This window comes from Marinobacter confluentis (assembly GCF_004785685.1).
GTDB lineage: Bacteria > Pseudomonadota > Gammaproteobacteria > Pseudomonadales > Oleiphilaceae > Marinobacter > Marinobacter confluentis.
Genome location: NZ_SRPF01000009.1, coordinates 1 through 17,348, shown reverse-complemented (window position 1 = coordinate 17,348; position 17,348 = coordinate 1). Strand labels below are relative to the sequence as shown.

16 protein-coding genes and 1 tRNA gene are annotated in these 17,348 nt (G+C 57.8%); 12 read left to right on the top strand and 5 right to left on the bottom strand.

Annotation, left to right across the window (positions count from 1 at the left end):
• Positions 1–19: 19 nt before the first annotated feature.
• The 5 genes from E5Q11_RS17095 (at position 20) to rdgC (ending at position 3,011) form a co-directional block, all read left to right on the top strand.
• A complete protein-coding gene (locus E5Q11_RS17095) occupies positions 20–775 on the top strand; it encodes a YciK family oxidoreductase (RefSeq protein ID WP_135804666.1) in 756 nt (251 codons plus the stop codon).
• Positions 776–784: 9 nt separating this feature from the next.
• On the top strand, positions 785–1,018 hold the full coding sequence (locus E5Q11_RS17090; RefSeq protein ID WP_135804665.1) for a glutaredoxin family protein: 234 nt from the start codon (positions 785–787) through the stop codon (positions 1,016–1,018).
• 12 nt (positions 1,019–1,030) lie between these two features.
• Positions 1,031–1,804, top strand: coding sequence for a peroxide stress protein YaaA (gene yaaA, locus E5Q11_RS17085; RefSeq protein ID WP_135804664.1), 774 nt, complete (start codon positions 1,031–1,033; stop codon positions 1,802–1,804).
• Entirely contained in the window at positions 1,801–2,001 is a 201-nt protein-coding gene (locus E5Q11_RS17080; RefSeq protein ID WP_135804663.1) for a DUF2788 domain-containing protein, read from the top strand. The genes yaaA and E5Q11_RS17080 overlap by 4 nt, the downstream gene beginning before the upstream one ends.
• Positions 2,002–2,084: 83 nt before the next feature.
• Entirely contained in the window at positions 2,085–3,011 is a 927-nt protein-coding gene (rdgC, locus tag E5Q11_RS17075) for a recombination-associated protein RdgC (RefSeq protein WP_135804662.1), read from the top strand.
• Between the two features lie 28 nt (positions 3,012–3,039).
• Here the strand turns inward: rdgC and E5Q11_RS17070 are convergent, their stop codons facing one another.
• Positions 3,040–5,784 carry a bifunctional acetate--CoA ligase family protein/GNAT family N-acetyltransferase gene (locus tag E5Q11_RS17070; RefSeq protein ID WP_135804661.1) on the bottom strand — a complete coding sequence of 915 codons (2,745 nt, stop codon included), beginning with the start codon at positions 5,782–5,784 and terminating at the stop codon, positions 3,040–3,042.
• Between the two features lie 161 nt (positions 5,785–5,945).
• Here E5Q11_RS17070 and E5Q11_RS17065 point away from each other — a divergent pair, with 161 nt between their 5' ends.
• Positions 5,946–6,872, top strand: coding sequence for a histone deacetylase family protein (locus E5Q11_RS17065; protein ID WP_135804660.1), 927 nt, complete (start codon positions 5,946–5,948; stop codon positions 6,870–6,872).
• Positions 6,873–6,890: 18 nt separating this feature from the next.
• Here E5Q11_RS17065 and E5Q11_RS17060 read toward each other — a convergent pair whose 3' ends face one another.
• Complete coding sequence (locus E5Q11_RS17060; protein ID WP_135804659.1) at positions 6,891–7,811, bottom strand: flagellar protein MotY; 921 nt, start codon at positions 7,809–7,811, stop codon at positions 6,891–6,893.
• Positions 7,812–7,948: 137 nt separating this feature from the next.
• On the opposite strand from E5Q11_RS17060, the gene pyrC reads away from it, so the two are divergent.
• Both pyrC and rnt read left to right on the top strand, forming a co-directional pair.
• Positions 7,949–8,980, top strand: a complete 1,032-nt coding sequence (pyrC, locus tag E5Q11_RS17055; protein ID WP_135804658.1) for a dihydroorotase — start codon at positions 7,949–7,951, stop codon at positions 8,978–8,980.
• Positions 8,981–9,001: 21 nt separating this feature from the next.
• A complete protein-coding gene (gene rnt, locus E5Q11_RS17050; protein ID WP_135804657.1) occupies positions 9,002–9,661 on the top strand; it encodes a ribonuclease T in 660 nt (219 codons plus the stop codon).
• A gap of 48 nt (positions 9,662–9,709) precedes the next feature.
• Here rnt and E5Q11_RS17045 read toward each other — a convergent pair whose 3' ends face one another.
• Entirely contained in the window at positions 9,710–11,695 is a 1,986-nt protein-coding gene (locus E5Q11_RS17045; protein WP_135804656.1) for an SDR family oxidoreductase, read from the bottom strand.
• Between the two features lie 373 nt (positions 11,696–12,068).
• On the opposite strand from E5Q11_RS17045, the gene E5Q11_RS17040 reads away from it, so the two are divergent.
• Both E5Q11_RS17040 and E5Q11_RS17035 read left to right on the top strand, forming a co-directional pair.
• Positions 12,069–12,389 carry a hypothetical protein gene (locus E5Q11_RS17040; protein WP_135804655.1) on the top strand — a complete coding sequence of 107 codons (321 nt, stop codon included), beginning with the start codon at positions 12,069–12,071 and terminating at the stop codon, positions 12,387–12,389.
• 29 nt (positions 12,390–12,418) lie between these two features.
• Complete coding sequence (locus E5Q11_RS17035; RefSeq protein WP_135804654.1) at positions 12,419–15,247, top strand: insulinase family protein; 2,829 nt, start codon at positions 12,419–12,421, stop codon at positions 15,245–15,247.
• Here E5Q11_RS17035 and E5Q11_RS17030 read toward each other — a convergent pair.
• Complete coding sequence (locus E5Q11_RS17030; RefSeq protein WP_135804653.1) at positions 15,229–15,882, bottom strand: TIGR04282 family arsenosugar biosynthesis glycosyltransferase; 654 nt, start codon at positions 15,880–15,882, stop codon at positions 15,229–15,231. The genes E5Q11_RS17035 and E5Q11_RS17030 overlap by 19 nt on opposite strands.
• Positions 15,872–16,588, bottom strand: coding sequence for a TIGR04283 family arsenosugar biosynthesis glycosyltransferase (locus E5Q11_RS17025; RefSeq protein WP_135804652.1), 717 nt, complete (start codon positions 16,586–16,588; stop codon positions 15,872–15,874). The genes E5Q11_RS17030 and E5Q11_RS17025 overlap by 11 nt, the downstream gene beginning before the upstream one ends.
• 111 nt (positions 16,589–16,699) lie before the next feature.
• On the opposite strand from E5Q11_RS17025, the gene E5Q11_RS17020 reads away from it, so the two are divergent.
• A tRNA-Arg gene (locus tag E5Q11_RS17020) sits at positions 16,700–16,776 on the top strand.
• Between the two features lie 193 nt (positions 16,777–16,969).
• Positions 16,970–17,233 (top strand): Arm DNA-binding domain-containing protein, encoded by a 264-nt coding sequence (locus E5Q11_RS17015; RefSeq protein ID WP_225315077.1) that lies wholly within the window; start codon positions 16,970–16,972, stop codon positions 17,231–17,233.
• Positions 17,234–17,348 lie beyond the last annotated feature (115 nt).

The window sequence follows — 17,348 nt, the reverse complement described above, 5'->3', positions numbered from 1 at the left end:
TTTCTCAGGGAGAAACACCATGCAGGACTACCAGGCCCCGGCAGATCTACTGAAAGACCGAATCATCATGGTGACGGGCGCTGGCAGCGGCATTGGCAGAACAGCGGCAAAGACCTATGCCGCACACGGTGCCACCGTAATCCTGGTCGGCCGGACCGTGGCAAAGCTGGAAGCTGTCTACGATGAAATCGAATCCGCCGGTCACCCCAAGCCCGCCATCGTGCCTCTGAACCTAGAAGGCGCAGCTGTCAAGGAGTATGAAGAGCTGGCCATGACCATCGAAGACAACTTCGACCGCCTGGACGGCCTGCTTCACAACGCAGCCATTTTGGGAAACCGCAGCCCTGTGGAACTTTATGACCCTGAGATCTGGTCAAAAGTCATGCACGTAAATGCCACTGCGCCGTTCCTGCTGAGCCGGGCAATGATTCCGCTATTGCGCAAATCTGACGATGCTTCGGTGATCTTCACCTCTTCCGGAGTGGGTCGCAAAGCCAAGGCCTACTGGGGCGCTTACGCAGTGTCCAAATTCGCACTGGAAGGCCTGAGCCAGCTGCTGTCCGAAGAACTGGACGACGACCGGCATAATGTACGCGTGAACAGCCTTAACCCCGGTGCCACCCGGACCAACATGAGGGCAACGGCCTACCCGGCAGAGAACCCTCAGAAGAACCCGACGCCGGAGGAGTTGATGCCGGTGTATCTGTACCTGATGGGCCGCGACAGCCAGGCCATCAACGGCCAGCAGATAGACGCGCAGCCCAAGCAGAAGTAATCGAAAGCAATGGAACTGATTTTCTACACAACGTCCCAGTGTCACCTGTGCGAAGTAGCAGAGGCCCTGCTGGTGAATACGCCCATGCCGGAGCCGATACCGGTAGACGCTGTGGACATTGCCCAGTCCGAAAAACTGGTGGAGCGCTATGGCACGCGCATTCCGGTACTGCACCGCACGGACACCGGCGAGGAGCTGGACTGGCCATTTACCAGGGACCAGTTAATGAACTTTCTTCGATGAGGAACACCCGACATGTTGATGGTTATTTCCCCTGCTAAAACGCTGGATTATGAAAGTCCTCTGGCAACCACAAAAAACAGCCAGCCGGAATTTCTGGACGATTCCTGCGAACTGGTCGATCAGCTTAAAACGCTGGAGCCCCACGACATCAGCAACCTGATGAGCGTCAGCGAAAAACTGGGCCAGCTTAACGCCGAACGTTTTCGCACCTGGCACACGCCGTTCACCCAGGATAACGCGCGACAGGCCGTGCTGGCGTTCAAGGGCGATGTATACACCGGCCTGGACGCCGAAAGCTTCAGCGATAAAGAGTTCGAGATTGCCCAAAAGCGCCTGCGCATTCTTTCCGGCCTGTACGGCGTTCTAAGGCCGCTTGACCTGATGCAGCCCTACCGTCTGGAAATGGGCACCAAGTTTGAGAACAACCGTGGCAAAGACCTTTACGCTTTCTGGGGTAGCAAAATTACCGATGAACTCAACCGCCTGCTGAAAGCAGATGACGGTGTGCTGGTAAACCTGGCGTCCAACGAATACTTCAAAAGTGTTCGCCAAAATGACCTGGACGCCAGGCTGATCACCCCCCAATTCAAGGACTGGAAGAACGGCCAGTACAAAATGATCAGCTTTTACGCTAAAAAGGCCCGCGGCCTGATGTGCCGCTATGCCATCCAGAACAACATCACCCAGGCTGATGATCTGAAAGGGTTCGACCTTGAGGGCTACCGCTTCAGTGATGAGCAATCGGATGCCGATAACTGGGTATTCCTCCGCGACGAACAGTCATGAGTGAAGCGGTTTTTTCCCAACTCGCAATGCTGGTACTGCTGACCGGTCTGATCGTTTGGATGGGTTTTATCGTCTGGGACCTGGCTAAAAAGTCCCAGGCGGGTCGGTTCGGTACCATTGCCCTGTTCACCATTCTAGGCGCCGGGGTGGTCGGTTTTATTGTTAAAACGGTGTTAGTCGAAATCATGCAGATTTGATGTATCATCCCTTCCCTCTTGATAGACCTTGATCAACTGCGAATCTGTTCGACAACCCCCAGATATTAACAAGGACCCGGACCATGTGGTTTCGTAATGCCCGCGTTTTCCGTTTTACCAAGCCCTTTGAAATCACCGCCGAAGCTCTGGAAGAGCAACTGCAGGCCGAAGCCTTCAAGCCTTGCGCCCCCCAGGAAACGTCACGCCAGGGCTGGGTTCCGCCTATGGGCAAACACAGCGACATGCTGGTTCATAGCGCCGGCGGCTGCTTCCTGATTGCCCTGCGCAAGGAAGAGAAGCTACTGCCCTCGTCAGTAGTGAAAGAGCTGGTAGACGAGAAAGCGGAAGCCATCGAAATAGAACAGGGCCGTAAAGTCCGCCGCAAGGAAAAAGACGAAATAAAAGAAGAAGTCACCCTGGAAATGCTGCCCAGGGCGTTTTCCAAGAACCGCCGGTGCTACGCCTATCTGGCACCAGCCGACGGCGTTCTGGTGGTAGATGCCGGATCTGCCAAACAGGCAGAAGATCTGGCCTCCGCCCTTCGCAAAAGCGTGGGTTCTCTGCCCGTGCGCCCGCCAGCCGTTGAACAGGCTCCGTCTTTCACCTTCACCGGCTGGCTGAACGAAACCATCGACCTGCCCGCAGCCATTGAGCTGGGCACCGAGTGCGAACTGAAAGACCCATCTGAAGACGGCGGCGTAGTTCGCTGCAAGGGACTTGATCTGCAGGGCGACGACATTCGCACCCATCTGGACGCCGGCATGCTGGTGACCAAACTGTCCGTCACCTGGGACGACAACGTGTCTTTCGTGCTGGATGAAGAGCTGGGCATCAAGCGCCTGAAGTTCGGTGAAACGCTTCAGGAAAAACTGGATGACGTAGACGCTGATGACGCCGCCGCTCGCTTTGACGCGGCTTTCTCGCTGATGACGCTGGAGATGTCCCGGCTGATCCCAGGGCTGCTGGAAGCCCTGGGCGGTGAGGATCGCTCAGCAATTGTAGAAGAGTAAAGCCGGAAAACCGGAAAGACTGGCACGCCTAGTGAGAGCCCTGATCCAGCCGCTCACGCTGCCAGTCTTTCTCCGGCTCGTTCAGGATCAGCAGCAGATCAATCACGTCTTCTTCAGCGTTGTAACGGGTTTCAAACCCCAGATGCTCCGCCAGCCGTAGCATAGGCACGTTGTCTGGCAATACATTGCCCACCATTTCCACCGTGCCTTTAGCCCGACAGTAGTCGATCATTTTCTGCATCAATGCGACACCCAGGCCTTCGCCCTTCATATTATCGTGCACCATCACCGCGAATTCGCAGCGTAGATTGTCCGCATCGGTCCAGGTTCTGACGGTGCCCAGGGTTTCCTCGCCCTCGGCATCCTCCCGGGGGGCATTGGCGATAAATACCATTTCACGGTCGTAATCGATCTGCACCATCTGGGCGACGTCTTCCCGGGAAAAGTGCTTGCGGTACTGAAAAAACCGGTAACGGATGGATTCCGGTGACTGCAGTTCATGGAAGGCCCGATGGGCAGGTTCGTCTTCCGCCAGCACCGGCCGGATAATGACCCGGCGCCCGGATTTTGGCAGCACAATCCATTCTTCCAGCTCTCGTGGGTAGGCCTGGATAATGGGCTTACCCGGCTTGTCTGACAGATCGATGGCCACATTGACGGCCACGGCGCCGTCATCGTTAAACAGCAAAGGCAAGATTTCCAGGCCACGGATTTCGGGGATGTCGATCACAATCTGGGACAGCGTAACCAGTGTCTCCGCCACCGCCCGGATATCCTCCTCCGGCTTCAAGCTGTGCTCGTTCAACAGCTTGTACATATAGGTGCGACGCAGCAGTTCCCGCGCCAGCACCATATTCAGTGGTGGCAGGGCTATCTGCCGGTCGGACAGCACATTGATCTGGGCACCGGCTGCCCCACAGACAACCAGCGGGCCGAACAGCTCATCCCGGGTAATACCCACGCTAAACTCAATACCGCCCACGTGCTGGTAAGAACGCTGGATGGCAAAACCCAGGAAGCCGCTGTCCGGATAATGTTTCTGGTACTCCTCCATCAGAAAACGGCAGGAATCGATAATCGCGCCTTCGCTGTTCAGCTTCTGTACCGTGCCTTTGTACCGGCGCTGGCCGGGGCTGAGTGCAACAAGGGGAACGCAGGACTGCTCGTGTATCAGGGTGATATCAATCGGCCTGCGCTCAACCGCAAAGGCTTCAAGCACTTCCTCAACATCATCACAGTAGATGGTGTCGATGGTGTTAATACCGTATTCGCGGATGACCTCCCGGGATTCCTGGTTGGTCAGGCAGTAACGCCTGTCTCGCAGCGCCTCGGTCACCAGCCGCCGGGTGTGGGACCGATCAGCCAGATGATCGGTGAAGGATTCGGGGGTTTCTGTTAGCAGGCGCTGCACCCGTTGATGCCGAACATGCTGCATAAAGGCAGTAACTGCTTTTTCCGGGTTGAAAAAAGACGGCACACCAGCACGATAGAACTCGTCACGGGCATCCATAACGGTACTCTGGCCCAGCCAGCAGGTGAAAACATTCAGCCGTGTGCCCCGGGCGGCCTGAACCACCGCGTCTGCAATCTGAAGGCTGTCCTCCGTCAGCGTCGGGGCATACATCACCAGCAGGTTGGTGATCTGGGTATCTTTCGCAAGAATCTTTACCGCCCGCGCGTAGAGCTCAGGCGAGGCGTCATAGCCAAGGTCCACCGGATTCTTGCGAGTCCAATAGCGGGGCAGATGGTCTGCCAGTTCGGTTATTGTGTCTTCCGAAAATTGCGACAGCTCCCCCTCCAGCGCGGCCAGGCGGTCCACCGCAAGCACTCCGGGGCCAACGCCGTTGGCAATAATCGCCAGGCCTTCCTTTCGCAGGGTGCGCATTCGGGTCAGTGTTTCCAGCGCATCAAACATCTGGCCCAGGCCATCTACTCTCAGTACCCCGGCCCGTTGCAGCATGGCATCGTAAATTGGGTCACTCTGGGTCAGGCCTACAGGCAGCACATGGGGCATCCATTCCGATTCCGGAACCCGGCCACTTTTCACGGCAATCACCGGCTTGGTGCGGGAGGCAACACGAACAGCAGACATGAACCGTCGGGGGTTGGGAATATGCTCGAGGTGCAGCAGAATGGCACGGGTACTGGAATCCTGGGCCAGGTAGTCGATCAGATCGTCATGGTCGATGTCCATGCCATCGCCCAGCGTCAGAAAATAGGAGAAGCCCACGCCCCGGGCAAACGCCCAGTCCAGAATCGAACTGGCAATGGTGCCGGACTGCCCGATAAACGCGACCTTGCCGGGAATAGCCCCCATGTGGGCATAGGTGGCGTTGAGTTTCCGCGCCGGCACCATCAGACCGATGGTATTGGGCCCTAGCACCCGTATGCCACTGTCCCGTGCCGCCTTGCGAACCGAATACATCAGTGGCTGGCCGGTTTTGCTGTGGCTTCGGGACATGCCACCGGTCATCACGATAGCGGTGCGTACCCCGGCCTCGCCCAGCTTGCGCACCATTTTCGGCACGGTTTCCGGCGGGGTGCAGACAATCGCCAGGTCCGTCTTCTCAGGCATCTGCGACACTTTGCGAACACAGGGCACACCATGAACATTGTCGTATTGGTTGCGGTTGATCACCAGAAGCCGCCCCGCGTAACCACCACCAAGCAGGTTTCGCAGCACCATACCGCCCAGATTATCCGAACGCTCGGACGCGCCAATCACCACAATTGAATCGGGGTTGAACAGGCTTTCCAGATAACGGGTGCTCACGCGGGTCTCCTTGCTGCTGTGATTCCTGAGATCCTATCTTAGGCTGTTGGGCCTCAATGCGAAACGTACCCGCAACCCTACGACCAAAGAACTCGGGAAAACACGGGTAATCCCTGATAACCTTGAACAAATAAAATACAACACGGGGTGTCGGTGCCAAAATGACAACCGGATTCTTTTCCCACGACGACTTTGCCCGCCACGTAATGGGCCCTGAACACCCGGAGTGTCCGGAACGCCTGTCGTCCATCATCAGCTATCTCGGCCAGACCGGCCTTGACCAGACCCTGGACTGGGTCAAACCCGAAGAGATCACCCGCGACCAGCTGTTACTGGCCCACCCCGAGGGCTATCTGCATCAGCTTGAACTGATGCAACCCACCAAGGGCCGGGTATACACAGACCCGGACACCGCCATGATGCCCCATACCCTGCGGGCAGCACGGCTGGCAGCCGGCGCCAACATTCAGGCGGTGGATATGGTGCTGAGCAGCCAGTTGACCAACGCCTTCATTTGCGCCCGCCCGCCGGGGCATCATGCCGAACGTAGCAAATCCATGGGGTTCTGTTTCTACAATAACGTGGCTCTCGCGGCCAAGCGGGCGCTGAATTTCCATCACCTCGAGCGCGTTGCCATCGTCGATTTTGATGTGCACCAGGGCAATGGCACAGTCGATATTGTCGGAGGTGACGAACGCATCCTGATGTGCTCAAGCTTCCAGCATCCGTTCTATCCCCACTCCCACGTGCACCGTCAGGCGGAGAATATTATTAACACTCCCATTGAAGCGGGTGAGTCGGCGCTGGGTTACCGGAAAATCGTGGAGGAAGCCTGGTTGAAAAAACTGCAGGATTTCCGGCCGCAGATAGTATTGATCTCCGCCGGATTTGATGGCCACAGGCTGGACCCGCTGGCCGAACTGAACCTGGAAGCTGAAGACTACGCCTGGCTGACAGAGATGCTGGCCAGCGTGGCCCACGACCATGCCAATGACCGCATCATTTCAACCCTGGAAGGCGGATATCACCTGAAAGCACTGGCCGAAAGCGTGAATGCCCATCTGGAAGTGCTCACCCGCATCCACTGACCTGTAAATGGCCGTTGATTAGCTGCTGGGTGTGGCTGGTCCGTAGCTCTGGGCCTGTTGCAGCTCTGGACGTTCCCCTTCGCGCTGCAGCCGTATGGTGGTGCGGCGGTTATCCGCCGCCCGGTTCGAGGCAGGATACTGGTCTGCATGAGCTCTAACGATGATCAGATCTTCCGGCAGGCCTTCCCCGATCAGATAGTCCGCGACGGCATTGGCCCGTTCTTCTGAAAGGGCGCGGTTGTTGATCCGGCTGCCACTGCTATCGGTGTGACCATCCACAAATACCCGTTCGACCGTGGAATCAGCCAGCACGTAGGTCACAATGTTATCAAGCAGTCGGCGGTCAGCTGCGGAAAGACTGGTGCTGCCCGGTCCGAAAGGCACCCGCGAGCGTTTGATCTGGTCATAATTGACGGGCAGCAGGCCAGCGGTGCAGGAGCGATAGGCCGGAAACTGCCGGGAAAAATTGATATTGGATACCCGAACCCGGATCGGGCTGCGGTCATACCAGGATTCGCGGGTGACCGTCGGGCTCATGCCATCCATCAGGCCCTGGATCAGAATCATCGACTGGCGGGAATCCAGTTCCACCTGCCTGGGGCCGTCTGACACCGTAACATTACCCATCGGCCGGGGTTTTACACCCGGACGCCAGGCCGGGGCCTCCACGACCATGCGGCCGTTACCGGGGCGCATCAGTGCCAGTTCAGATTCGAGGAAGAACGACAGGGTCTCGCCCGCGCGATGCTTGAACACCGCACGACCGTACCCCGGCACCTCGTGCACCAGGGTACATTCAAAGACCGACTGGGACAGATACCACTGACTGTTCTCAATACCGGCTCCATAGGTGCCAGCCTGCACACCAGGGGCAATGGCCGCGCCTGCAAGCACCGTGGCCGCCAGGAGCCCCCGGAAACCTTGTGGAAATCTGGCCATACGTCCGGTCCATTCGCTGAGTTGGTTCTTCTGGGCTTTACGGCCGTCCGCCGGAAATCTTTAGGCCACGCCCGGAAACAATCGGAAACCGGTTCTGATATAATCCCGCAGAATTTTGCCAAGCCCGGAACCCAGACATGACACATCAGATCACCATCACCCGCCCTGACGACTGGCACCTGCACGTCCGCGACGGCGCCGTTCTGAACGACGTGGTTCCGGCAACAGCCCGCCATTTTGGCCGCGCCATCATCATGCCAAACCTGACACCGCCGGTGACCGATGCAGCCATGGCCCTGGCCTATCGGGAGCGGATTATGGCCGCGGCGCCGGGAACCGGCTTTGAACCGCTCATGACACTTTACCTTACCGAAGCCACCACACCGACTGATATCACCACGGCGAAAAAAGCCGGCGTGGTTGCCGCCAAACTTTATCCAGCCGGAGCGACCACCAATTCCGAGTCTGGAGTGACAGACATTCGCAGAATTTACCCGGTGCTCCAGGCCATGAGTGACTGCGGCATGCTGCTACTGGTGCACGGTGAGGTAACCGATGCCGACATTGATATTTTTGACCGGGAGAAAGTCTTCCTGGACCGAGTGCTGGCCCCTACTCTGGATGCGTTTCCGGCGTTAAAGGTGGTGCTCGAACACATTACCACCGCAGATTCCGTGGATTTTGTGCACGGTCATCAGGGCGGCCAGCTTGCTGCCACCATCACCCCCCAGCATCTGTTGTACAACCGCAACCACCTGCTGGTGGGTGGAATCCGGCCCCACCTTTACTGCCTGCCAGTGCTCAAGCGGAACCGACACCAGCAGGCTCTGCGCGATGCAGTGGCCAGCGGTGATACCCGTTTTTTCCTGGGCACGGACTCCGCGCCCCACGCCCGGGACCGTAAAGAAACCGCCTGTGGCTGTGCCGGCTGTTATTCCGCCTACAGTGCCCTATCGCTTTATGCAGAGGTGTTTGAGGAACTGGGCGTGCTGGACAGGCTGGAAGCCTTTGCCAGCTTCAATGGGGCGGATTTTTACGGCCTGCCCCGGAACCAGGACACCATCACACTGATCAAGACCCCGTGGCAGATGCCAGAGTCGCTACCCCTGGCAGACGGCGATATAGTCCCTCTGAAAGCCGGTGAAAAATTACAGTGGCAAGTCGCCTAACCACACTATTCTGGAGTTCCAGTGACTGAAGAAAACAAACCGCCACATCCGATGTCGCGCCGCTTTCGCGGATTTCTGCCGGTTGTCGTCGACGTTGAAACCGGTGGTTTCAATCCCGAAACCGATGCACTCCTGGAAATAGCCGCCGTCATTCTGACCATGGACGAGGACGGCTGGTTGCGCCGGTCCGAAACCCACGTGCAACAGATTGACCCGTTCGAAGGTGCTAACCTGGAACAGTCTGCCCTGGACTTCACCGGTATTGACCCCTGGAGCCTGGAGCGCGAAGCCGTGCCGGAGCGTGAGGGTTTGAGCGAAATTTTCAGCCCCATACGCAAGGCCGTCAAAGCCCACGACTGCAAGCGGGCTGTGCTGGTTGGCCACAACGCTACCTTTGACCATAACTTTGTATTTGCCGCCGCCCTCCGCGCCGACATCCGCCGCAACCCGTTTCACCCCTTCTCCACATTCGACACCGCTACCCTGGCCGGCCTTGCCTATGGTCACACAGTACTGGCCCAGGCCTGCAAGCTGGCGGGCATTCCGTTCAGCAACAAGGACGCGCATTCCGCCGCCTATGACGCCGAGAAAACGGCCGATCTGTTCTGCGGCATTGTGAACCGCTGGCGTGAGATTGGCGGCTTTCCACCACCGCCGCCGGAACCACCGGAAGAGAACTGACGCCCATAAAAAAACCCGCCGAAGCGGGTTTTTTCTTGCCGGACAAACTTACCAGTAAATACCGCGCATAATGGACGCGAATGCGACCTGCTCGGTGGATACCTTCGGCTTCTGGCCGGACTTGCTGCCGGCTGCCGCCGGGGAATCCGGGAACATCCGGTAACCGGTGTTCATCACGATCTCACCCATCTTCGGCGCCACCGCGTGCAGTACCTGGGCAAAGGTGCCCAGACGCGTGGCAATCCGCTTGGGACGATAGATGATTGCGTTGGCCACCATGTCTGCGGCTTCATCCGGCGACAGTGTCGGTACCGAATCGTAAATCTTGGTGGGCGCGATCATCGGTGTTTTCACCAGCGGCATATTGATGGTGGTGAAAGTCACATTTCGGTCGGACCACTCTGAAGCGGCGCAACGGCTGAACGCATCCAGAGCCGACTTCGACGCTACGTATGCGGAGAAGCGCGGAGCATTGGTCAGCACACCAATGGAGGAAATGTTCACGATATGGCCGCGACGCTGCTCCAGCATTTTCGGTGCGAAGCCCATGATCAGGCGCACGGAACCGAAATAGTTCAGGGACATGGTGCGCTCGAAGTCGTGGAAACGGTCGAAGGACAGGTCCAGTGAGCGACGGATTGAACGGCCGGCGTTGTTAACCAGCACATCCACCTTGCCGTGGTTATCCAGCACGGTCTTCACGAATTCATCGCAGGCTTCCATATCGGAGAAGTCGCACGGATAGGCATGGACACTTGCCCCCCGCGATTCGAGCTCCTCGGCCACTTCCTTCAGGCGCTCAAGTTTACGGGCACCAATGACCAGAATGGCACCGGCATCCGCCAGCTTCTGGGCGGTGGCCAGGCCGATACCGGAGGTAGCGCCGGTAACCACGCAAACGCGGCCTTGAACCGTACCCTTGAGCGTGCGGTCCTTGAACAGGTCCGGATCCAGATGGCGCTCCCAGTAGTCCCAGATCACCGGTGCGTAATCTTCCAGCCTGGGCACTTCGATACCGGTGCCTTTCAGAACCCGTTCGGTTTCACGGGCGTCGAACTTGGTCGGGTAATTGATGAACGACAGCACCGACCGGGGAATGCCCATATCATCCAGCACAGCAGTCGTCAGACGCTTGACCGGCGGCAGGTTTTTAAGGCTTTGACGGATAAAAGGCGGAATGAAGCCGAACATCCGCGAATCAATTCGCATGGCCATACGCGGCGCGTGGCCAGCTTCGGCAAAGATGTTCAGAATTTCACCAACCTTGTTGGGGTCGGAATCCACCAGGTGGAAACAGTTGCCGTCTTCGCCGTCAAGATGGGCAATGTGGTCAAGTGCGTTCACCACGAAATCCACCGGCACGATGTTCAGGCGGCCGCCTTCAACACCAATGGTGGGCACCCACTGGGGCAGCGCGTGGCGGATTTTCTGGATCATCTTGAAGAAGTAGTAAGGGCCATCAACCTTATCCATCTCGCCGGTTCTGGAATGGCCGATGACCATGCCCGGGCGGTAGATGCGGAAAGGCACCTTGCAGCTTTCACGAACCACTTTCTCGGATTCGTGCTTGGTCTTGAGGTACGGATGGTCCAGCTTTTCCGCTTCTTCGAACATGTCTTCGCGGAAAGTCCCCTTGAACAGGCCTGCAGCGGCAATGGAAGAGACATGGTGGAAGCATTTTGCGTCCATGGCCTCAGCCGCGTTGACCGCGCTGCGGGTACCCTCAATGTTGGTTGCCTGCTGGGCCTCTTCATCGGCGCCCATGTCATAAACGGCGGCAAGGTGGAAGAAATGATCAATGTTGCCCTTCAGCGACTTCATCGTCTTGGCGTCGATACCCAGGTTCGGGCTGGTGAGATCGCCCACCACGGCCTTGACGCGTTTTTCGTCGGCGCCCCATCGCTCACGGAGCACATCCAGCTTGCCCTGCGACTGTTCGCGAACCAGCACGTAGACGGTGCCGCCACGAGCCAGCAGTTTGTCAACGAGGAAACGGCCGATGAAACCGGTGCCACCCGTCAGAAAGTAGTTCATTGATTATCCACCCTGCTTAAAAATATTGTTGTCTGTCCTTGTTCTCTCCAATGAGTCAGGCCGGAGCCAGGACTATCGGTGAACGCCGGCATTGTACTCAAATGCATTCCTCATGTATTGGACTTTTTTAGAGCAAATACTCATTTAAGCCATTGTTTTAGCTAGAGCTTCTACTCTATTTAAGGGAACTCTACCCTGCCCTGGACTGTCCATACATCAGGCACGCTGAATCTGAGCCTAGCACATGGTGTTCAGCCTGCCTGTAAATCCGTGCTATTACGCCAATGAAATGAAACCGGCCATCAGCAATGACATAATCAGACGCTGTTTTTTAAACCCGGACATCCACCCTTTTTGACCTGGTGAACGTACTATGAAAACCGATGACCCAAACGCCGACCGCTACATCACCATCGCCCGGGCCTGCCTGAAAGCCATCAACGATACCGCGGCCGATGCGGGCACCCGGGAAGAAAAAATCCAGGCGGTGTACCAGGCCATTGATAAAGCCTTCAAGGCGGAGTTTGCAGACTATCGCCGAGAGCACCAGCAGTACCAACAGTCGATTGCCGTGATGGCAACCGTACTGGAACGGATTGCCAGCGGCCAGCTCGATGCGCAGGCGGCGGCTGGCCTGGCCCAGAAGACCCTGGACCAGCAGCCCAAAACCACCGGCAACGGCCAGATACACTAACAGGCAGCCACCATACACAGGCAGACATTATGACCCGGAACGCATTTCATCTTTCACCCGCCAGACTGGCCGTGAGATTCACCGGACTGGCGCTGATGCTGTTACTGATCACCAGCCAGGCCCTGGCGGCAACCTCGCCGATCAAAAGTCCCAACGACGACAACGCCTATCGTTACCTGAATCTGGAAAACGACCTGCGGGTGCTGCTGATAAGCTCGCCGGAATCTGACAAGGCAGCGGCGTCAATGAATGTGGCGGTTGGCAGTGGCGACGACCCCGCAGACCGCGAAGGCCTGTCGCATTTTCTGGAGCACATGCTGTTTCTGGGCACCGAGAAATATCCGGACCCCGGCGAATACCAGCAATTCATCAAGAGCCACGGTGGCAGCCACAACGCTTTCACCGCCTTCCGTGACACCAACTATTTTTTCGACATTCAGGCCGAGCATCTGGATGCCGCGCTGGACCGGTTTGCGGAACAGTTTGCAGCTCCGCTGTTCACCCCTGAGCTGGTGGACCGTGAACGCAACGCCGTGCATTCGGAATTCAGCGCCAAACAGAAAGAAGATGGCCGCCGTTTTTACTCGGTCAAGAAAGCGATCAGCAATCCGGACCACCCGTTCAGCCAGTTCGCAGTAGGCAACCTGACCACCCTCGAGAACACCGAAGAGCGTCCGCTGCGGCCGGATCTCATCGACTTCTGGAAGACACACTACTCGTCAAACCTGATGACCCTGGCGGTGTACGGCCCACAGACGCTGGACGAGCTGGAGGCCATGGTCGAGTCCCGGTTCAACCGAATTGAAAACCGCCAGCTTGAAGCCCGAACCTATGAAGAGCCACTACTGGCTCCAGGCACCCTGCCCGCCAAGCTCCGGGCCGATGCCCTGAAAGACATCCGCTCACTGTCGCTGTCTTTCCCCATTCCATCCCAACAGCCGTATTACCGCAACAAACCGGTCAGTTATGTGGCCAACCTTCTGGGCCATGAAGGCCCGGGCAGCCTGTTCGACCAGCTCAAACAGGCCGGCCTGGTAGAAAGCCTCTCAGCCGGCAGCGGCATGGATACCGGGACAGAAGAAACCGTGGAAATCAGCATGTCCCTGACACCGGCAGGACTGGAAAGCCAGGACCGGATTCTGGGGCTGACCTTCGCCTACATTGACAAGGTTCGTGAGCAGGGCATTTCCGAAAGACGCTTCCAGGAAATGAAGCAACTGGCCCAGATCGACTTCCGGTTCCGCGAAAACCAGGCACCCATCAGCAAGGTGACCAGACTGTCCATGCAGATGCCCCACGTCGCCCCGGAAGACGTTCTGCAGGCACCCTGGATGATGGAAAACTTTGCGCCCGACCAGTATCGGGCGATTCTGGCCAGGCTGACACCCGACAACGTGCTGGTGTCCATCCAGGAACCCGACCCGGGGTTTGAATCCCCCCGGAAAACCCGCTGGTACGATGCGGAATACGCTCTGGAGCCACTGGATACTGAGTCCATTACCCGTATCGACGACAGCCGCACGAAAAACCTGGCCCTGCCTATGGCCAACCCGTTCATTCCGGAAGACCTGGGCATGATTGCCGGTTCCACCATGGCTGAACCCGTATCCCTGGGCCAGATCAAGGGTATGGATGTCTGGTACGCCAGGGATACCCGCTTCGAAACCCCCAAAGCCAACGTCTTCCTCGGCTTGCGAACCGAAGCCACTCGCGCCTCTGCCCGCAGCAACGTGCTGTCATCCCTGCTGCTGGATGCCATCAGAACCAACCTTAACGCCTGGGCCTACCCGGCCCAGCTGGCCGGGCTGGATTACAGCATCTATCCGCACCTGCGCGGCGTTACCATTCGGGTGGGCGGCTACAACGACAAACTGCACACTCTGATGACCCGAATTCTGACGCAGATTGCCGACCCCACTCTGAAGGAGCAGCGTTTTGACATAGCCCGGAAACAGATGATCGACGGCCTGCTGAACAAGGCGAAAAACCGCCCGGTTGAGCAAACCTCGGAATTCATCCAGACCGCGCTTATCGAAGGCACCTGGAGCACGGAAGACAAACTGGCCGCGGCCCGCTCCGTCACTTTTGAAGAACTGCAATCCTTCGCAGAAGCATTCCTTGCTCAGGTGGACCCGGTGCTGCTGGCCCACGGAAACATGACCCAGGCCTCCGCCCTGAACCTTGCCCAGCAGATCAACGCCCTAGTGCTGCGGCAGAACGAACTGACAGAGGTCGCCCGTAGCCAGGTCCGGCCACTGCCTGCCGAAGAAACCGTCACCGGTATCGACGTAGACCACCCTGACATCGGCTATACCCTCTACGCCCAGGGTGACAACACCAGCTTCGGGGAACGCGCTACCTACCGCCTGCTGGCACAGATAGTTGCCAGCCCGTTCTACGAAGAAATCCGCACCAATCAGCAGCTTGGCTATATCGTTTACGCCATGCCCTATGAAATTCTGGAAATGCCTGCGCTTGGATTCGTGGTGCAATCCCCTGGCGCCAGCGCCAATGAGATAGACGCTGCCGTTCAGGGTTTCTCGAAAACCTTTATGAACACCCTGTCCGACATGAAGCCGGCGGATATCCAGCGCGAGAAAGAGGCCGTTATCAGCAAACTGCTGGAAAGAGACCGGCAATTGGGGGAAATCTCCCAGCGCTACTGGCAGGAAATCGACCGTGGTGAAACCGGCTTTGATTCCCGCGAACGGCTTGCAGACGCAATCAGGAAAGTATCGCGGCAGGACCTGATGGAAGCCTTCCAGGCCCGAGTGGTGGAACGCTCACACGCATTCCGGGTATTCAGCCGGAATGCAACCGGGGCTGAACAGGGCCAGGGTCAGGCAGGCGAACGGTAAGCGGGGAACTCACGGGTAAAGCGCTGCCAGTCACCTGGTTCATCCACGTCCCAGCGGGGCGGCAACTGCTCGCAGGAGAGGCCAACGGCTTCCAGCCGGCGCAACGTATCGGCCAGGGCACGATCGGTGCCCCAGCTCACATCAGCTAGCATGCCGGCAAGATGGGTTCGGGCGCCGATCAGCACGTAGCCGCCATCGTCTGACGGGCCGAGCACAACATCGGCCCGGTCCAGCGCTTCTAACGCCTGATGCACATAGCCCGCGTCCACCGATGGGCAGTCACTGCCCACAATCAATGCTTTGGGGAACTCCGCCAGCCCCTGTGCAAGGGCGGTCTCCATACGCTCACCCAGGACCTTGCCGCGCTGAATACCCTGTTTCAAGCCCAGCGCTTCAATCCGCTCGATAATCGGGGAGGCCGCCAAGGGCGCGGCGGGCAGATCACGATCCCAGAAAAAACGCACCTCGCAATCGCTGGCAGACAGCTGGTTCAACACCGCCAGGCTCAGGATTATATGCGCCTCAAGCGCACCCTGCTCGCCCAGTTCCGGCATCAGCCGGGTCTTCACCCGCCCAGCTTCCGGCCACTTGGCAAACTGCATCACCACTGCCAAATTCGCTGACCTAGTCTGCATTGCGTACATCCGCCCGATAGAGTTTTGCCAGTGCCTCTGGCGACTCGCCGCGCCAGTACCGCCAGCGAATCCGCCACATCAGAAACACGGTACGCCAGGGGCCGTGCTTCTGCCAACGGCGGCTGTCTGTGATTACCGGGTCTGAAATACAGAAAGGCCGGGACACGGGTTTCAGCCGGCCACAGATTTCCACATCCTCCATCAGCGGAATCCGCGCGAAACCACCCAGCGCCTCGAAAACCGACCGGCGAATGAACATCCCCTGGTCCCCGGTCGCAATCCCGGTCAACCGGGAACGTCGGTTCATGAACCAGGCAATAACCCGAAACAACCGCCGATTGCCAGTCAGGCGAACATCAAAACGCCCCCAGGCTGCCGGGGATACGGCAAAATCAGCAAGGCGGTCCAGCGCAGAAGCAGGCAACCGCGTATCGGCATGGAGAAACAGCAGCACATCGCCGGAAGCCACCGCCGCGCCGGCGTTCATCTGAACCGCCCGACCCGGCTCGGAAACAATCACCCGGTCGCAAAAAGGCCGGGCCTGGCTGGCGGTGCCGTCATCACTGCCGCCGTCCACCACGATTATCTCGTGGCGCTGCTCGTCCCCGCTGGACAGCAGCGCCTGCAAACTGGCAAGCGTTGCCTCAATGGTTTCAGCTTCACGCCAGACCGGAACGATGACACTTAACGAAAAGCGCTGCGGCAAAACGCCCCCTACCCAAAAACGAACCCAGTCGCCGCAACCAAAGCTACAAACACCAACGCACCTTGAGCCACGGCCCTTCGGCCGCTATCATACCGCCCTTCTCGCGTTAATGCCCCAGTAGCTCATCTGGATAGAGCGTCCCCCTCCTAAGGGGAAGGTAGCAGGTTCGAGTCCTGCCTGGGGTACCAATTACCCTTCCGCATCGATCCATACCCAATACCAAACAACTGTTTTACAGGCCTTTTTTCGAAAAACAGCGTCCTTATCGATCCACAATATTCCGCCCCAATCCACATATTCTGGGGGTACATCTGGGGTGCAAACTGAAATGCACCCCGCTATAGTAGATTTTGTACCTCCAAAACGAGCTTAAGCGCCGCCATGTTCAGGCCCATAAACCTCCTGACCGACAAAAAGGTCCAATCCGCCAAGTTCGAAAAATTCGGCAAGCGAACCAAGCTTACCGATGGCGCCGGACTTTATCTGGATATACAGCCGTCCGGGAAGTACTGGAGGATGAAGTACCGATTTGACGGCAAGGAAAAAACACTAGCACTCGGCGTTTACCCCGATGTCTCGCTGAAACTAGCGCGGGAGCGTCGAACGGAGGCCCGGGAGCTGATTGCCGACGGCATTGACCTGTAAACATCCCTGTTTTAGTTGCACCGCTGATTAGAGCTTTCCGCCTGTTGGTATTTCGCCAGATATTCCCATGGCGTCAGGTCTTCCAATGAATCGTGGGGACGTTCATCGTTGTATT

Coding starts and splice junctions, on each gene's coding strand:
- E5Q11_RS17095 (WP_135804666.1), top strand. CDS start 20: ATGCAGGACTACCAGGCCCCGGCAGATCTACTGAAAGACCGAATCATC.
- E5Q11_RS17090 (WP_135804665.1), top strand. CDS start 785: ATGGAACTGATTTTCTACACAACGTCCCAGTGTCACCTGTGCGAAGTA.
- yaaA (WP_135804664.1), top strand. CDS start 1,031: ATGTTGATGGTTATTTCCCCTGCTAAAACGCTGGATTATGAAAGTCCT.
- E5Q11_RS17080 (WP_135804663.1), top strand. CDS start 1,801: ATGAGTGAAGCGGTTTTTTCCCAACTCGCAATGCTGGTACTGCTGACC.
- rdgC (WP_135804662.1), top strand. CDS start 2,085: ATGTGGTTTCGTAATGCCCGCGTTTTCCGTTTTACCAAGCCCTTTGAA.
- E5Q11_RS17065 (WP_135804660.1), top strand. CDS start 5,946: ATGACAACCGGATTCTTTTCCCACGACGACTTTGCCCGCCACGTAATG.
- E5Q11_RS17060 (WP_135804659.1), bottom strand. CDS start 7,811: ATGGCCAGATTTCCACAAGGTTTCCGGGGGCTCCTGGCGGCCACGGTG.
- pyrC (WP_135804658.1), top strand. CDS start 7,949: ATGACACATCAGATCACCATCACCCGCCCTGACGACTGGCACCTGCAC.
- E5Q11_RS17045 (WP_135804656.1), bottom strand. CDS start 11,695: ATGAACTACTTTCTGACGGGTGGCACCGGTTTCATCGGCCGTTTCCTC.
- E5Q11_RS17040 (WP_135804655.1), top strand. CDS start 12,069: ATGAAAACCGATGACCCAAACGCCGACCGCTACATCACCATCGCCCGG.
- E5Q11_RS17035 (WP_135804654.1), top strand. CDS start 12,419: ATGACCCGGAACGCATTTCATCTTTCACCCGCCAGACTGGCCGTGAGA.
- E5Q11_RS17030 (WP_135804653.1), bottom strand. CDS start 15,882: ATGCAGACTAGGTCAGCGAATTTGGCAGTGGTGATGCAGTTTGCCAAG.
- E5Q11_RS17015 (WP_225315077.1), top strand. CDS start 16,970: ATGTTCAGGCCCATAAACCTCCTGACCGACAAAAAGGTCCAATCCGCC.